Below are 14,019 nucleotides of genomic sequence, written 5' to 3'. Positions count from 1 at the left end.
ACTGGACGCGCGTCGGCAGACTCCCGATTAGTAGTCCATATCGGGCAAGCAGCTCCCCGACGCGCGAAGAATTGAATGATGCGACGATGCCTAGCGGCGGGGCGTCAGCCGGCCGCGCGAGGCACCGACAGAACCGCCCCGCCGGCCGTGACGTCGTTGCTGTAGACGTAGCGGCCGAGCCGCGACTCGCCAAGGGCGTCGTTGGCCGCCTCCAGCGCCGCGCCGATCGACGGAAGGGACGCGCGGAACAGGCTCAGCACAAGCCAGTAGTCGTCATCGGACATGGCCTTGTCGGCCGCCCAATGCAGGCTGTCCAGCAGCTCCATTGCATCGCTGATGCGCGTGCCGATGCGGTTGTGATCGGCGCGATTCACCTCGGCCACGAAGTGCGAGGCGAGCGGTTGCACGGCGTTCTTGTTCGTCTTTGCCATGACCGTCCCCTCAGTGCGTCGTGCGCGGTTCGCGCGTGACGAGGCCGAGCGCCGCAAACAGGTGCTGTTGTACACGCCCCATCAGGCCGGCCGCGAATGCTTGGCGGCTGATCGTCACGCGGTGCGCGTCGACGTCGCCGGAATCCTGCATGGCGGCTTCCATGCCGCGCGCGAACGCGGCGGCCTGATGCGCCGCGTAGTCGTGCAGTCGCACGTCGCCTTTCAGGTCGAGCCATGCGTCGGCGCAGATCGCGCCCAGGTCGACTGCGAATTGCAGCTCGATCGGTGCGCCCGTATCCAGCGGCGGTGCGTTGTCGAATCCGTCGACAACCGCGGTATGGATGCGCTGCTCAGTCATGGCACGCCTCCGGTTGCGCGGTACAGCGCATTTCGGTGGAGTACCGGCTCGCAACGCTATGTCCCATGTCGACCAATGAGCACTCGTAGGTGCACTTCGTGAGACGCGCACGGACTGCATCGATCGGGGCTTCGAGTTGGGCGAACTGCTCGGCCACACATGCAGTAACCATCGCGGCTTCCTTCGGCACACGCAGGTCAGACATGGCGCACCTCCGCACGGACGAGCGCCGCGATTGCGGCCAGTGCCGCGCCGGTTGTATCGAGCGCGTCTTGGTACGTATTGGCGGTTGCTGCGTCGCGCAGTGCGGCGCGGACGATTGACTGGATGAGGTGGGATTGCTTCCCGATGAGGACATGCGTGTGCTGGCGCATTGGATGCGACCTCCGTTTGTTGCGGGTTGAACCCCGCTCCCCATCGCCAAATGGGGTGAGCGGGCGCAAGACAGGGTTGGCGAACCGGTACAAACGGAAACCGGCCGACCCGAAGGTCGCCCTACCAAGGCCCGCCCATTGATTGTAGAGGCGCGCGAAGGCACACGGACGTAAAAAAACCGCACAGAGGCGGTCGTCCGCCGTTTGATTCTCGGGTCGCCAAACCCGGTCGCCGTTGTCTCAGCGACGCCGATAGCATACTGCGCGCCGCCCCGATGTGCAAATCGGGGGAGGGACGGACCAGAGAAGGCGGGGCGAAACGACTGAAGCCGGCCGCTCTGCATCATCGCAAAGTGACATTGGCAACGCGTTGCCGTCATACGCTTACCCCGCTCTGGATCAGAGTTACCGCGATGTGTTGCAGATGTATGGCGGCGCGGGCGTGCTTGTTGTCGCCACGCGACCAGAGCATTTCCGTTAGCGCGTCAACCTGCCGCACCATCGGATCGGCGAGTGCGCGGCCCGCGCTGTCCAGTGCGTCGCCAACATCGAGAATTGCCCCCTCCAGTTCGCTCGCAAACTCCGAGCGCGGCACCGCTGGCGGCTCGCCCTGTGCGACGATCAGCGCGGCAATCTGCAATGCGTGAATAGCGGCGACTGAGCTTGAGCGGTCGCCATGCCTCCAGAGGGCGACCGACACGCGCTCCAGGTACCGGGCCTTGCCACGCAATTCACAATTGCTGCACATCTCGCACGCAGCCTCGAATGCTGCGCAGGCGTCAAGCCAAATACGGCACGTATGGGCAGTCGGCCGTGCCGACACTCGTTCGCACGCTTTCTTCAAAATGCTAGCCATTACGCGCCCTCCGTCGTTTCGCTCGCCACGTCGGCGGCGCGATAGTTCAACGGATCGGCCATCCAGCGATGAATTTCGCGATTTGGCCAGACGGTGCAACGCTGCGTCAGGCGGCTTGCACGCGGGAACCGGCCTTCACGCTCGCGCTGGCGGACGGTTTCTCTGGATAGCGGGATGAAGACGCGCAGATCGCCCCAGCGCGAGAAACCGTCATGCGGCAGGCCGATGGGCGTTGGCACGGACGAGTTGAATTTGGGCATTTGGGCTCCTTGTGTAAAAGAAGGCACAAATGTAAGCGAGCAATTCATGTCAACCAAAATGGTTGACATTCGATTCTTAACTTGGCTCCGTTTTTCTCACCTTACTCCCCGCGCCCGCTGAATCGTGCTACGCGACACTCCATGCTCGGCCGCCAGCTCATTTTCGATACTCTCGACTTTCGCACGCGAATCGGCGTCTCTACGCGCCTGAAATGCCGTTCGAATTTGAGCCGCCAACTCATCGGTCAATTTACGCGTCGCATCCGTCGCCCTGGCCGCATTATTCTGCTGACGCTGTCGACGTGCCCTCATTTCTAAACGCAGCCTATTCGCTTCCTCCTGCTCCGACGCGATGCTGGCAACAAGTTGGCTCATCTCGTGGGCGGACAGACGACCCAGCGCGCTCACATCTGCAAGCAAAAGCAACTTTTCCGCGTGGATGCGATACGCCGTCACGTCCTCTAATTCGGGATAGAAGAAACGGACTGCCGCACGATCGAGGGCTGACTCGACCTCATCATTAAACATCGCGCGGCCAATTTCGTCCGCTTGGATGTCCAACTCTCGCCAACGATATAGCCGTCGAGCAAACGAGAGATCGTTCTCAGTAGACTTCACACCATCGACCAAGCACTCAATCGCCACAGTCGCCTGATGGACCGCAAGCCCTGACAGCAACTGCGCGTCAGACAGCGGGCCGAGATATCCAACGTACTGACGGGCAAATTCGAGCAGGTCGCCATCATCAGCGTCCGCCTCGCCGCCTCGCTTGAAGATGCTGTACGCCCGACGCATAAGGTTCGTTGAGGCGCGTTGCGCCCACGCGGGATAGTCCCATCGCTCCACGACCTCAGCACGTCGCCAACAATACACATTTCGACGGCATGCGCCGACGCTTTCCCAATGACGTGAGAGCGCTGCTTCGATGAAGCGCGCCATGGGAAGGGCCAAATCTCGCCACTCAGGACGACGGCGAATCACTTCGGAACGATCGAGCGGAGCGAGCAAATCCTCAAGAAAATGCTCCGAGAGTGGATTTATTGTGTAGCGGCGATTTCGCATGGCGATCGTTTCAAGGCATCGTACCTCGTCATCAAGATCACCAACGACCGCGCCAAACGGCACGACAGGGTTCATTGCGCATCCTTCGCATGCGCCCTTCATGAAGAATGCCAAGCCAGCCGGTGAAGGTTACCGGTTTTCGGGTGGCCGCCCTAGGCTCGACAGACCGCATTTTCTCACGAATTGCTACGCGAACCGGTCTGTGTCTGGGCGGATGCGATCAGCAGTATCCGAAGCAACCATTATCTTGTCGAACCGAAACCTATTCGCGACTTCCCAGAATCCCAGAATGAGCGATCGGCGAGCCGAAGCGGATGGCCGACCATGCGACCGAAACGAGAATATCTGGTCCGGCTCGACCGCGATGGCGAGCAATAGCAATACGGGAGGGCGAACAGTGGATGGACGATGGCGTCCAATTGCGGGACTCATCGTTGGCGTTGTTGACGCGGGTCTTGCCAGCCATCGAAAGGCGATAGCGGTTCAGGTGCCGGTACGGCACGATGTGCGCCCTTCCCCAAACGCGTCCGGCGACCGCGGCTTTCGTCGTACTCCCCATGCTGAACATGGAGATGAACAAGTGGAACGGCACGGTTGTGTTGGACACTTTCACCAATGGTGGAAGTTTGACTCACCACGCCTCGCTCGCTGGTGAACGTGTACACGGCCGCAGGCCAAGTCACCGCGAGAATTTTCTCAACTTGAGAAGATTCGATAACGCCCGAGCTTTACGATGTCGCGGCGCATCACGACCAGCCCGGCGATTTCCAGGGGGCACGCTGGGAGCGGAACCCGAACTACCGACGATGACGTGGTTCGTTCTGCGGTTCGTTTCGTGACATCCGTTTTGATCGTCGGAGCAGTGCCCCACGCTTCGCGGGCCCACTCACGACTTGCGGACGGACAATCCGGCACCATTGACGTCCGCCAGAGGCTTTTCTTGTACGTTAGGGTGAGCGATTACGTCCTGCCCGCCGAGACGGATCTTAGCTTCCCCCAATGGGGGAAGTTGGCTGGCGCTGGGCTCGAGAACGATAGCAACGTCCCGCTTCACCGGAAGTTGGGGGGGCGGCGTTTCACCGCCCTCCCTTGCAGCGCTGAGATGGGTTGTTCCTCCGGCTTCTTGCACGTCCTCAATTTGAGAGCATGCGACAACGCCGTGATTCGCAAGCGCTTCGATGGTGCACATCACGGTGTCGTGGCACTTCTCTATTCTTGTCGGCAAGTACCCGTCCACATCGTCGAACCACGTTTCCTCACGCTGAGGAAACGCAAGCGCGTGCCGCGGTATTGCGCCGCGAGCCGGCCGAGATCGCCTCGATATTCCACCGGCGGTGGAGCATCTACAACACCGCATTTGGCCAATCTCTCGGCCGCACCATCGAATCGAACACAGGTCCGTCCTCACCCGAACCGTTGGCGCTCGCTCGAGCATTTTCCTGTATGACGGCAGAAGCAATCATGCTCATGCCCGACAAGGGCGTCGATCGCAACCTTCGCGGTGTCGCGACATGACTGGACCGGATTCGCTGCGGGCTCGGCGAAGGCCGGGACCTGCCCCGGGGATTCCCCGGCCCGGACCCAGTCACCTCGCGATACGTAGGAATCGGTTTCGTCGTAGGACGTAATGTTGCGGCGGTCCGCGAATATGAACGCCCGCCGCCGCGCACCGTGTCGCAATATTGCACGGAGGCCGCAAGACACCGCCCCGTTGCATCGTGTGGCGTGCAGGTCGGATTGGCGGCGGCCCCACTCGGGGCGTCCAACAAGCGTCGATTGATTGCCGATTCGCTCAACGCAGCTTCTCGTTGAGCTTTGAAATCAATGGGTTAGTGAATGACCCGAGAGATGGGCAAGCAAGCACTGCGCGACGGCTGATTACTCAGCCCCGTCGAACGGGCTGCAGATTGAGCCGCAAGTACAGCGGCAATTTCGGCGAGGGTGCCATCCCGACGCCCTTGCAGATACTGGATTCTGAACAAGTGGCGGCCCTCAGCAACCAAGGACGTTTGCGGGTAGGTGTAAGAATTGCGACTTTCGCCGAAGACTAAGGCGGCCAATCGAAAGAGAGTGGCAGCCGTCGAGAATCGGTGCGGCGAACTGGGGGGCATTCACACGATCGGTCGTAACGAAGAAAGAGGCCGTTGCCGAGGCTGTAGGCGGAAATTGTTCCGCACGTTCAGAATAGGCGAAGGCAAAACTAGAGTGCCACCGCGTCTATCATTTGGCGTTCTGCTCGGTATCACGTTGCCTCATTGCCCACCGCGCCAGCATCATCTTTAAGTTCGAGTAGATCACCGGGCTGGCACTCGAGATGGCGGCAAATTGCTTCAAGCGTCGCGAAACGAATGCCCTTGACCTTGCCCTGTTTGAGCAGCGACAGATTCTGTTCGGTGATGCCGATAGCCGCCGCAAGATCCTTCGACCGTACCTTGCGGATTGCAAGCATCACATCAAGCTTTACGATGATCGACATGGCCTGCGCCTCAGACAATTTGCCGATGTTCGGCGTCAAGTTCGCTTGCCCGCCTTAAGATGAGCGCGATAACGGCGATACAGGCAGCAGTAAACAGTGCAACGACATACGGCACGCCAAAGCTGAAGGTGATGAGACGTTGCCCGACCGGCTCGCACATCGTCGCCCATACGCTGAGCAAAGGCTCGCACAACAGGCTCAGCATGACCCAGACACCAAGCGAGCTGCCTACCTTGCCGAAGTGGTGTGCAGCCCTAGCCGAGAAGTACTCCTGCCGCGCATAGATGCGAAACAGCAGGCGCAGGTGTCGCAAGCCGTTCGCAAGCGGGACGAACGGTACGCTCGACAACACAATACCGCCCGTTTTCTGCCACCACGGAAACGTACTGATGTCAACATTCAGGTTGGACATCAGCGAATAGGTAAGTCCAAAAGCGAGACCTGCGCCGGCCTTGACCGCGCCCAGCGATGGATAAACCCAGCATGCGGCGTTCAGCAGCATCATCGTGACGATGAAACCAAGCGTAACGGCGGCCATACGCAGACTGAGGCGGGCGACGCGATCGGATTCCATATAGATTCCTTTCCTTTGTGAGAGGGAGCGCGTAGCATCGTATTCAATAAATGTTCGTAAAACAATAATAAATGAATGTTGTTGATTACTTTTTGATAGTGATGCCAGCAGGATTGGTTTGACGACGAAGCGAATCGCATGCTGGCCTGTCGCCTCGAAACCCTTGTCAGATAAGGAAGGTGATCCCCAGTGACCGAAAAAAGGTGGGGACGGTGAAGAAGGAATCGTATGGCCCGGACCAGTCGACCGCAATGGCGTAAAAGTCGCCCGGGACGCAAGTGCTTGTCTCGATATTGCCCAACTCCAGTTCGACGACCACTGTATCCGTAACCCAGCTCAAGTCCCTGAAGCTCGACGGCATGGCCCGCGCGTTCGAGGAACAAGCGGCGCTGACCGCCAGCACCAGCCTGTCGTTCGAAGAGCGCTTCGGCATGGTCGTCGATCGCGAACTCGCCTGGCGCGATACCCGGCGGCTCGAGCGGCTGCTGAAGTCCGCGAAACTCAAGAATCCCCAAGCCTGCATCGAGGACATCGAGTACCGGCAGAGCCGCGGCATCGACAAGAGCGTCGTCGCCGCACTTGCTGGCTGCGACTGGATCCGTAATGCACAAAACCTCATCCTGACGGGGCCGACCGGAGCAGGCAAGACGTGGATCGCCTGCGCGTTTGGTCAGCAGGCCTGCCGACAAGGCTTCTCCGTGATGTACGTCCGCGTTGCGCGGCTGTTCGAGGAATTGAAGATCGCCCATGGCGACGGCAGCTTCACGCGACGGCTCGCACAGCTCGCCAAGATGGACGTCCTCCTGCTCGACGACTGGGGCCTGCAGGACCTCGATCAGAGTGCCCGAAACGACCTGCTCGAGGTGCTCGACGATCGCGTCGGCACGCGATCCACGATCATTACCAGCCAGTTGCCACTGGAACACTGGCATGCGTGGCTGCAGGACCCGACGCTCGCCGACGCGATCCTCGACCGGCTCGTCCATCAGGCCCACAAACTACCATTGAAGGGCGAATCGATGCGAAAGACCAACGCCAAGCAGTCCTCCGCATCCTGATCGTGATCACCTTCGCTATAATCCATTGACCGCGCAACACCACCTTCCAAACTGATCACGTTCGCCGAAACGGCTGATCACCATCACCGAAATCCGCACCGGTGATCGCCAAGCGCCGGACAGAACACGGCAGTGGTCTGGGCAAATTCCGCTGGGTTGTCGAACGTACTCATGCGTGGCTTCACAACTTCCGTCGTCTTCGCATTCGCTTCGAACGTCGAGCCGACATTCACGAAGCACTTCTCAAATTCGGTTGCTCCCTCGTCTGCTGGAACATCTTCAGACGCACGGAGCAGCCTTTTTGAATCCGTCTCTTACAAAACTCCGACAATAGTCTGTTGCTGGCTATTGACTATTGTCCTCAAACTCACAATCCTGACCCAGACGACCGGGCCGGGAATTTGAACAGTCAAGCCAACAGCGAATTTGCCGCCACGTTGCGAAAGCTTCGGAACGAACGAAGCATGTCGCAGTACACCTTGGCGAAGGTGACAGACCTCGATCGGACCTATATCTCGCTTCTCGAACCTCGAACGTGGGCTGCGCTCGCCGAACCTTGACACGACGCTCGCGCTCACCAAGGGCTTGACCGTGTCCCTCGTTGAAATGGCGGCCGCGGTGAATCGGTGCTGCTCGCGAGTTAGCCGCCGAACACCCTAGCCGCGATACCGTCCGCCACCGCTTCCGCGCCGGCCGGAGTCAGGTGCGAATCATCGAACATGACGATGTTTCCACGACCCGAGCCCGTGCGGGTAATGCAGCCCGCGTCGTTGCACATCGCGTCAAATGCGGAAACGTACTCAATACCGAGCTGCTTCGCGATCGTCGCCCCGTCCCGGTCATACTGCCTTGATGCGGGATCTAATCCGAAAAAGGAACGCGCCGGCATCTTCTCGTGATGCTCTCGCCAGTAAAGCCAGTAGAGCTTCGGCAACGAACTTTGCCAGGTGGCAACCTGCCCGATTAGGACAATCCGCCCGACGCCGGCTGCACGCAACGCATCGACGGTTGCCGAAAGCGCGTGAAGCCGATCCGTGGTCCAATTTGCTGTCAGCAACACGATTTCCGGCTTCATCGCCTTCACTATCTCGATCACACGCGCATTCGCTTGTGCGCACCGCGGATCGCCACCGGTGACGGGGGGGCATCCGGCGGTGCTGAATTGCGCCAGCCGCACACCGCGCGCGCTGCTGACACTACGCAGGCCAGGATACAGAGCAGCGGATCGAGAGTCGCCCCACAACATAACGAGTGGCCCGGTGCCGACATCCACGCAAGAGTCACTGAAAGACGACTTATCGGAACCTTCGAGATAGCATTCCCCACGACGCCAAATCTTGTCGCGGTCGAAGTTCACTCCGTCTGCAAACGCGCCGACCATGTGCGACATTCGAAATTCCAGTCCGCCACGCTGGTAAGCGTTGTAGCCAGCAAAGCCGCAGCCCGCCATCAGAAGGACGAGAATGCTCACCACCACGCGAGGATGCCGCGATTTTCTGATCGGCGTCTCGATATAACGATACGTCGCCAGGGCTAAAGGGAAGCAAATCAACAGCGCAACGACGCGCCAAACGGCCGAGACTGCACTGCCGCCCGAGATCTTCAGCGCGGAGAGAAGCGGCCAGTGATACAGATACAGCGGGTAGCTGATCAACCCAATCAGGACGAGGGGTCGCCAGCCAAGTACGCGAGAGGCAAATGTCCGACTCGCGCCAGAATCAATGACGAGATAGGCTCCCACGGTCGGCATGAGCGCCCACCAACCCGGAAACGTCAAAGACTCCTTGAGAAATACGAACGAGACGACCAGGAGAAGTAGCCCGACGATGCCCTTGATACTGGCATCGCTTGAAGAGGTGCTGCTGTCAGCGGAGTGTCGATACGCAAGCAGCGCGCCGAGCATCGGCTCCCAAGCTCGTGTCCACGGTGCGTAGAACGCCTCAACCGTGTCATGGCGCACAACAGAAACGTTCAGCGCAAACGAGCCAAGGCCCACGAGCACGATAGGCCAGTACGTGGACCTACGCGCTCGCACAGCCGCGAGAAGCAAGATGGGCCATGCCAGATAGAACTGCTCCTCGACGCCAAGAGACCACAGGTGGAGCAGTGGCTTCAACGCAGCGGATACATCGAAGTACCCGGCTTCGTGCCAGAGCACGAGGTTAGCAACGGAACCTGCACCGCCCGCGATGTCGAGCCCCAATTGTTTGAATTCCTCGGGCAGCATTTCAAACCAGCCGACCCCGTAGATGCAAACAAGTACCGGCAGTAGCGCCGGGAAAATCCGCCGAATACGCCGCCCATAGAACGCGAAGAAACTGAAGGTGCCGGTGTCGGCCTCGCGCAACATATGCTTCGTGATGACGTAGCCGGAGATCACGAAAAACACGTCCACACCAACAAACCCGCCGGTCAAAACTGCCGGGAAAGCGTGGAAGATGAGTACCGCCAGTACCGACACGGCTCGCAGCCCGTCGATGTCTGGACGGTATCCAGGGATGCTATCGGGGATAGTAGCTACTTTGCTCGATGCGTGATTTGGCGATTTAGCGCCAAGGCCGTTCCGTAAAATTTCCATGTTCACAGCGGTGTGTTCGGTGAAGAAGCCCGTGGCAGAGCAAGCGCCCACAATTATCCCCGAGCGACACGGAAATCGAAAGAATCATCGCCCGCGCAAAATGGCGCGCATGGCGGACATAGGAAGGAGTATGCCGAGACTCCGCAGACTCCGCTGTTGGCGGCCGAATCACCCGCGATATGGCAACTGGATGCTCGACCGCCAGTAAGCGCTAACACGTCGCTGACAACCTGGCAGTGATCGGGATACTTCGCTGCCGACTGGAGCTAGCCGGCGTTGACCACACCGGTATCCGACTCGGCGAACGCGCGCTGAACGACGATCGTGCCGCCCGGATCGGTCTTGGCCTTCATGCCCTTGAGTACCGACTTGCGCATTTCCTCGCTCGGCAGCGCCTTCATCAGCGTCGAGATCTCGCCTTCGTTGGCGATGAAGTCCTTGTCTTCGGCGCGTGGTGCCTCGAGCGGCTTGTCGCTCTAGTACGGGCGCAGCACCACGGGCATCCTCCATCCGGTACAGCGGCGTGACGTCGACGTACTTACCGGCCGTGACGGCGGCAATCATCGAGGGACTTGCATGACTGCCCGGCAAGGGCTGCGCCGGCATCGGCGCGACCACGATCGGTGTACGCACGCCGTGACGTTCGCAGTGCCGGCACGCATATTTGGCGCGCGCGTGTTGCAGTACCGACACCTTGACCTCCATGTGCAACTGCTCGCTGACTTCCTCGCCCATGCGGTGCAGGGCCTTGCCGCAGCACGGGCAGCTCTTCCGGTCCTCGGGCAGGTCGTACTCGATGCGCTCGCGCGGCAGATCCGCAGGCAGCGGTTTGCGGCCTCCCTTGCGAGGTTCGGGCTTGTCGAGCTCTGGCAACCCGGTGTCCGGCAGAGAGGGCACGTCGCTGTCGTCCTCGCCGGCCGGCTCCGCTGCGGCTTCTTCTTCGGCCTCGTTGAACACGCGGTCCCGCCGCTTCTCGCTCTTCGGCGCATACTGCCGGGCCAGCGCGAGACGATATTGCTCTTCCAGCGCATCGAGGCGCTTGGTCAAATCCTGGCGTCACGTTCGGCGATGAGCTGCACGTCGGTGGTGACGCGCTCCTCGAGCTCATGGGTGTAGGTCTTGACGGCCCGCGGCAATCGGGAGAGATCAGCTTTCATGCGCTTCACGATAGCGAAGCGCGATGCCGCACAGGTTTACGGAAATTTGTAACGGCAGTGCCGCCCGTTGTTAACCAACAACGTTCGCGACACCGCGACTCAACTCGTGAAGCAGTACTGTCGCGCGGGATGACGACGCACCGCGTCGACATCGACGCCGTCAGGCAGCAGGTGAAGCTGTTCCACCGTGAGTTCGATCACGGTCTGCTGACGGCGAGGCCAGGCGAAACGGTCTACCTCCAGCCGTTTCATCATCAGCCAGAAGCCGGCCCGGTCATAGAGCAACAGCTTCACGCGATCCCGTTTCCGGTTATGGAACCCGAAGACGGCTCGCGCAAGCGGATCGAGCTGCATCGCCTGCTCGACCATCGTTACCAGCGTGTTCAGTCCGGCGCGGAAGTCGATCGGCTCGCGATGCAAATAGATCCGCAAATTGTCGTCGAAGCGGAACATCAGCGCGCTCCAAGTGCCGCGATCATCGCCGTCACCAGCGAGGCGTCCCGCCCAGAACACTCGAGCTCGATCATCGCGCCGTTGGGTAATGTCGCCGACAAACGCGCCGACGACGCAGATGAACGAGATGTAAGCGCCCGGCAATGTCATCTTGAAGAGTCAGGGTGACGAAAGCGACGATCGTGTCCACCTAATTTTTAAATGGACACGTGTACGCTATGGACGAGAATGAAACGATTTCGGAGACGGTAGAGCCGACGCGGAGACGCCGCCACAGCAAGGAATTCAAGGAGAAGGTGATCCGTGCGGCGATGCAGCCGAACGTATCGATCGCGGCGGTTGCGCTGCATTACCGGTTGAACGCGAATTTGCTGCGTCGATGGGTGGCCGCACGGGAGGAACTGGACGCAGCGGAAGAGGCACGCCAGTCGCGGAGTTTGCCGGCGGCGGAATTCGTCCCGCTGCAACTGGAAGCGCCGGGTGCGGCGGCGACTCCAACTGAGATCCAGATCGAGGTACGCCGGGGCGCGGCGACCGTGACGGTGCGCTGGCCGCTATGCGCCGCGGCCGATTGCGCGGCATGGTTGCAAGGGTGGCTGCGATGATCCGCATCGAGGCGATCTGGCTGGCGATCGAGCCGATCGATATGCGCGCCGGCGTCGATACGCTGCTGGCGCGCGTGGTCAAGGTGTTCGGCGCGGTGCGGCCCCACCATGCGTACCTGTTTGCCAACCGGCAGTCGACACGGATGAAGGTACTGGTCTATGACGGCTTGGGTGTGTGGCTTGCCGCACGGCGTCTGAACAAGGGGCGATTCGTCTGGACCAACGGTGAGCAAGCGATCGCGTTACCGCTGAATCCGGAGCAGTTGCGCGCGTTGGTGGCGGGATTGCCGTGGCGCACGCTTACGCCGGACCACGCGATCACCGTCCTATGATGCTGCGCCGGACGTAAACTGTTCCGCTTCCGTATCTGGTGGGCGTCTGGCAGACTGGTTGTCATGGACCTGCCATCCGACCTTGACGCCCTCAGCCCCGAACAGCTCCACGCCTTGGCCGCGGCGTTGATAGTCGAGGTCAAGAAGAAGGACCGCGAGATCGATGAGAAGGAGCGGGAGCTGCGGTATCGACAAACGCGGATCGATCAGCTCACGCACGAGCTGTCGCTCATCAAGCGGCAGCAGTTCGGCAAGCGCAGCGAGCAGTTCAACAAAGAGCAAATGAGCCTGCTCGACGAAGCGATCGACGCGGATCTGGCTGCGATTGAAACCGAGCTCGAAGCCTTGCAACCGGAGAAACGGGCCAGCCAAGCGCGTCAGCAACCGAAACGCGCCCCGCTGCCGCCGCAGTTCCCGCGCACCGACATCCATCATGAACCGGACAACACGACCTGTGCGTGTGGCTGTCAGCGCGTACGCATTGGCGAGGACGTCAGCGAGAAGCTGAACTATACGCCCGGCGTGTTCACGGTCGAGCGACATATCCGGGGCAAGTGGGTGTGCAAGGTCTGCGAGACGTTGGTGCAGGCGCCGGTTCCGCCGCAGGTGATCGACAAGGGCATCCCGAGCGCCGCGCTGCTCGCGTGGGTGCTCGTGGCGAAATATGCGGACCACTTGCCGCTCTATCGACTGGAACGCATCTTTGCACGTGCGGGGCTGGCGATCCCGCAATCAACGCTCGGTGCCTGGGTCGGGGTATGCGGCGTGCGATTGCAGCCTCTGGTCGACGCGTTACAGCAGGAACTGTTGCAGCAATACGTGTTGCACGCCGACGAGACACCGGTACAGATGCTCGCGCCGGGCAAGGGCAAGACCCATCGCGCTTACCTGTGGGCCTACAGCACCACGCAGTTCACCGAACTCCGGGCGGTGATCTACGACTTCGCCGACAGCCGCGCCGGCGAACATGCACGTGCCTTCCTCGGCGAGTGGCGCGGCAAGCTGGTGTGCGATGACTACGGCGGCTACAAGGCAGGCTTCGAAAACGGGATCACCGAGATCGGATGTCTTGCCCATGCTCGTCCGAAGTTCTTCGACCTGCACGTCAAGCACCACAGTGAGCTGGCCGAGCCGGCGTTGCGGTACTTCGGCGCGCTGTACGAAGTGGAGCGTGACGTAGCAGAGCTTGACCCGGACCGAAGGCGCCTCATGCGCCAGGAGCGGGCTCGGCCGATCGCCGATGCCTTCCATGTGTGGTTGGTCGAGCAGCGACAACGCGTCGCCGAGGGTTCTGCGATCGCCAAGGCACTCGATTACAGCCTGAAGCGCTGGGAGGCGCTCACGCGCTATCTGGACGATGGGCATCTGCCTGCGGACAACAACTGGGTCGAAAACCAGGTCCGTCCATGCGCCGTCGGCAGATCTTATGCGCACTTCGAGATTAT

The 14,019-nt window shown here is 60.6% G+C and carries 15 protein-coding genes and 3 pseudogenes; 5 read left to right on the top strand and 13 right to left on the bottom strand.

Annotated elements, in window-relative coordinates; all coding sequences use genetic code 11:
• Positions 1-104: 104 nt before the first annotated feature.
• The 9 genes from C7H84_RS33770 to C7H84_RS33730 form a co-directional block, all read right to left on the bottom strand.
• Positions 105-431 carry a hypothetical protein gene (locus tag C7H84_RS33770; RefSeq protein ID WP_121862870.1) on the bottom strand — a complete coding sequence of 109 codons (327 nt, stop codon included), beginning with the start codon at positions 429-431 and terminating at the stop codon, positions 105-107.
• Positions 432-441: 10 nt separating this feature from the next.
• The gene (locus tag C7H84_RS33765; protein ID WP_121862869.1) at positions 442-789 is read right to left on the bottom strand and encodes a hypothetical protein; all 348 of its coding nucleotides are present in this window, start codon (positions 787-789) and stop codon (positions 442-444) included.
• 197 nt (positions 790-986) lie between these two features.
• Positions 987-1,163 carry a hypothetical protein gene (locus tag C7H84_RS36735; protein WP_162999464.1) on the bottom strand — a complete coding sequence of 59 codons (177 nt, stop codon included), beginning with the start codon at positions 1,161-1,163 and terminating at the stop codon, positions 987-989.
• A gap of 376 nt (positions 1,164-1,539) precedes the next feature.
• Positions 1,540-2,019 carry a hypothetical protein gene (locus tag C7H84_RS33750; protein WP_162999463.1) on the bottom strand — a complete coding sequence of 160 codons (480 nt, stop codon included), beginning with the start codon at positions 2,017-2,019 and terminating at the stop codon, positions 1,540-1,542.
• On the bottom strand, positions 2,019-2,279 hold the full coding sequence (locus tag C7H84_RS33745; protein WP_121862867.1) for an AlpA family phage regulatory protein: 261 nt from the start codon (positions 2,277-2,279) through the stop codon (positions 2,019-2,021). Before C7H84_RS33745 ends, C7H84_RS33750 begins: the two co-directional genes overlap by 1 nt.
• Before the next feature lie 96 nt (positions 2,280-2,375).
• Positions 2,376-3,416 carry a hypothetical protein gene (locus tag C7H84_RS33740; protein ID WP_162999462.1) on the bottom strand — a complete coding sequence of 347 codons (1,041 nt, stop codon included), beginning with the start codon at positions 3,414-3,416 and terminating at the stop codon, positions 2,376-2,378.
• Positions 3,417-3,603: 187 nt separating this feature from the next.
• A complete protein-coding gene (locus C7H84_RS36730; protein ID WP_162999461.1) occupies positions 3,604-3,948 on the bottom strand; it encodes a hypothetical protein in 345 nt (114 codons plus the stop codon).
• Between the two features lie 1,635 nt (positions 3,949-5,583).
• A complete protein-coding gene (locus tag C7H84_RS33735; RefSeq protein ID WP_121862865.1) occupies positions 5,584-5,817 on the bottom strand; it encodes a helix-turn-helix transcriptional regulator in 234 nt (77 codons plus the stop codon).
• Between the two features lie 10 nt (positions 5,818-5,827).
• The gene (locus tag C7H84_RS33730) at positions 5,828-6,391 is read right to left on the bottom strand and encodes a DUF2975 domain-containing protein (protein WP_121862864.1); all 564 of its coding nucleotides are present in this window, start codon (positions 6,389-6,391) and stop codon (positions 5,828-5,830) included.
• Positions 6,392-6,684: 293 nt separating this feature from the next.
• Here C7H84_RS33730 and istB point away from each other — a divergent pair, with 293 nt between their 5' ends.
• On the top strand, positions 6,685-7,449 hold the full coding sequence (gene istB / locus C7H84_RS33720) for an IS21-like element ISBmu3 family helper ATPase IstB (protein WP_276208442.1): 765 nt from the start codon (positions 6,685-6,687) through the stop codon (positions 7,447-7,449).
• A gap of 98 nt (positions 7,450-7,547) precedes the next feature.
• Positions 7,548-7,754 (top strand): annotated as a pseudogene (locus tag C7H84_RS33715) (transposase); the annotation flags it as partial.
• Between the two features lie 335 nt (positions 7,755-8,089).
• Here the strand turns inward: C7H84_RS33715 and C7H84_RS33710 are convergent.
• The 4 genes and pseudogenes from C7H84_RS33710 to C7H84_RS37375 all read right to left on the bottom strand — a co-directional run.
• On the bottom strand, positions 8,090-10,027 hold the full coding sequence (locus tag C7H84_RS33710) for an acyltransferase family protein (RefSeq protein WP_121862861.1): 1,938 nt from the start codon (positions 10,025-10,027) through the stop codon (positions 8,090-8,092).
• A 507-nt stretch (positions 10,028-10,534) separates the two neighbouring features.
• Positions 10,535-11,184: pseudogene (locus C7H84_RS33705) on the bottom strand (IS66 family transposase zinc-finger binding domain-containing protein); the annotation flags it as partial.
• A gap of 99 nt (positions 11,185-11,283) precedes the next feature.
• Positions 11,284-11,553: an IS66 family insertion sequence element accessory protein TnpB gene (gene tnpB, locus C7H84_RS37380; RefSeq protein ID WP_240462177.1), complete on the bottom strand. Its 270-nt coding sequence runs from the start codon at positions 11,551-11,553 to the stop codon at positions 11,284-11,286.
• A gap of 83 nt (positions 11,554-11,636) precedes the next feature.
• Positions 11,637-11,756 (bottom strand): annotated as a pseudogene (locus tag C7H84_RS37375) (IS66 family insertion sequence element accessory protein TnpB); the annotation flags it as partial.
• Between the two features lie 99 nt (positions 11,757-11,855).
• Between C7H84_RS37375 and C7H84_RS33695 the strand changes: the two are divergent.
• From C7H84_RS33695 to C7H84_RS33685, 3 genes are all read left to right on the top strand, one after another.
• The gene (locus C7H84_RS33695) at positions 11,856-12,242 is read left to right on the top strand and encodes a transposase (RefSeq protein ID WP_121862859.1); all 387 of its coding nucleotides are present in this window, start codon (positions 11,856-11,858) and stop codon (positions 12,240-12,242) included.
• The gene (tnpB, locus tag C7H84_RS33690) at positions 12,239-12,574 is read left to right on the top strand and encodes an IS66 family insertion sequence element accessory protein TnpB (RefSeq protein ID WP_121862858.1); all 336 of its coding nucleotides are present in this window, start codon (positions 12,239-12,241) and stop codon (positions 12,572-12,574) included. Before C7H84_RS33695 ends, tnpB (C7H84_RS33690) begins: the two co-directional genes overlap by 4 nt.
• A gap of 63 nt (positions 12,575-12,637) precedes the next feature.
• Positions 12,638-14,019: IS66 family transposase (locus C7H84_RS33685; protein ID WP_121862891.1), on the top strand; the 1,382-nt coding region annotated here is incomplete at its 3' end.

This window comes from Burkholderia sp. Nafp2/4-1b, assembly GCF_003635165.1.
Taxonomy (GTDB): Bacteria; Pseudomonadota; Gammaproteobacteria; order Burkholderiales; family Burkholderiaceae; genus Burkholderia.
The sequence above is the reverse complement of the archived record's forward strand: the minus strand, read 5'-3'. Positions and strand labels throughout refer to the sequence as shown.

Bases quoted from the DNA above. Each gene is read 5' to 3' on its own strand.
- C7H84_RS33770 (WP_121862870.1), bottom strand. From the start codon at position 431: ATGGCAAAGACGAACAAGAACGCCGTGCAACCGCTCGCCTCGCACTTC.
- C7H84_RS33710 (WP_121862861.1), bottom strand. From the start codon at position 10,027: ATGGAAATTTTACGGAACGGCCTTGGCGCTAAATCGCCAAATCACGCA.
- C7H84_RS33730 (WP_121862864.1), bottom strand. From the start codon at position 6,391: ATGGAATCCGATCGCGTCGCCCGCCTCAGTCTGCGTATGGCCGCCGTT.
- C7H84_RS33740 (WP_162999462.1), bottom strand. From the start codon at position 3,416: ATGAACCCTGTCGTGCCGTTTGGCGCGGTCGTTGGTGATCTTGATGAC.
- C7H84_RS36735 (WP_162999464.1), bottom strand. From the start codon at position 1,163: ATGCGCCAGCACACGCATGTCCTCATCGGGAAGCAATCCCACCTCATC.
- C7H84_RS33745 (WP_121862867.1), bottom strand. From the start codon at position 2,279: ATGCCCAAATTCAACTCGTCCGTGCCAACGCCCATCGGCCTGCCGCAT.
- C7H84_RS33750 (WP_162999463.1), bottom strand. From the start codon at position 2,019: ATGGCTAGCATTTTGAAGAAAGCGTGCGAACGAGTGTCGGCACGGCCG.
- C7H84_RS33765 (WP_121862869.1), bottom strand. From the start codon at position 789: ATGACTGAGCAGCGCATCCATACCGCGGTTGTCGACGGATTCGACAAC.
- tnpB (WP_240462177.1), bottom strand. From the start codon at position 11,553: ATGGTCGAGCAGGCGATGCAGCTCGATCCGCTTGCGCGAGCCGTCTTC.
- tnpB (WP_121862858.1), top strand. From the start codon at position 12,239: ATGATCCGCATCGAGGCGATCTGGCTGGCGATCGAGCCGATCGATATG.
- C7H84_RS33695 (WP_121862859.1), top strand. From the start codon at position 11,856: ATGGACGAGAATGAAACGATTTCGGAGACGGTAGAGCCGACGCGGAGA.
- C7H84_RS33735 (WP_121862865.1), bottom strand. From the start codon at position 5,817: ATGTCGATCATCGTAAAGCTTGATGTGATGCTTGCAATCCGCAAGGTA.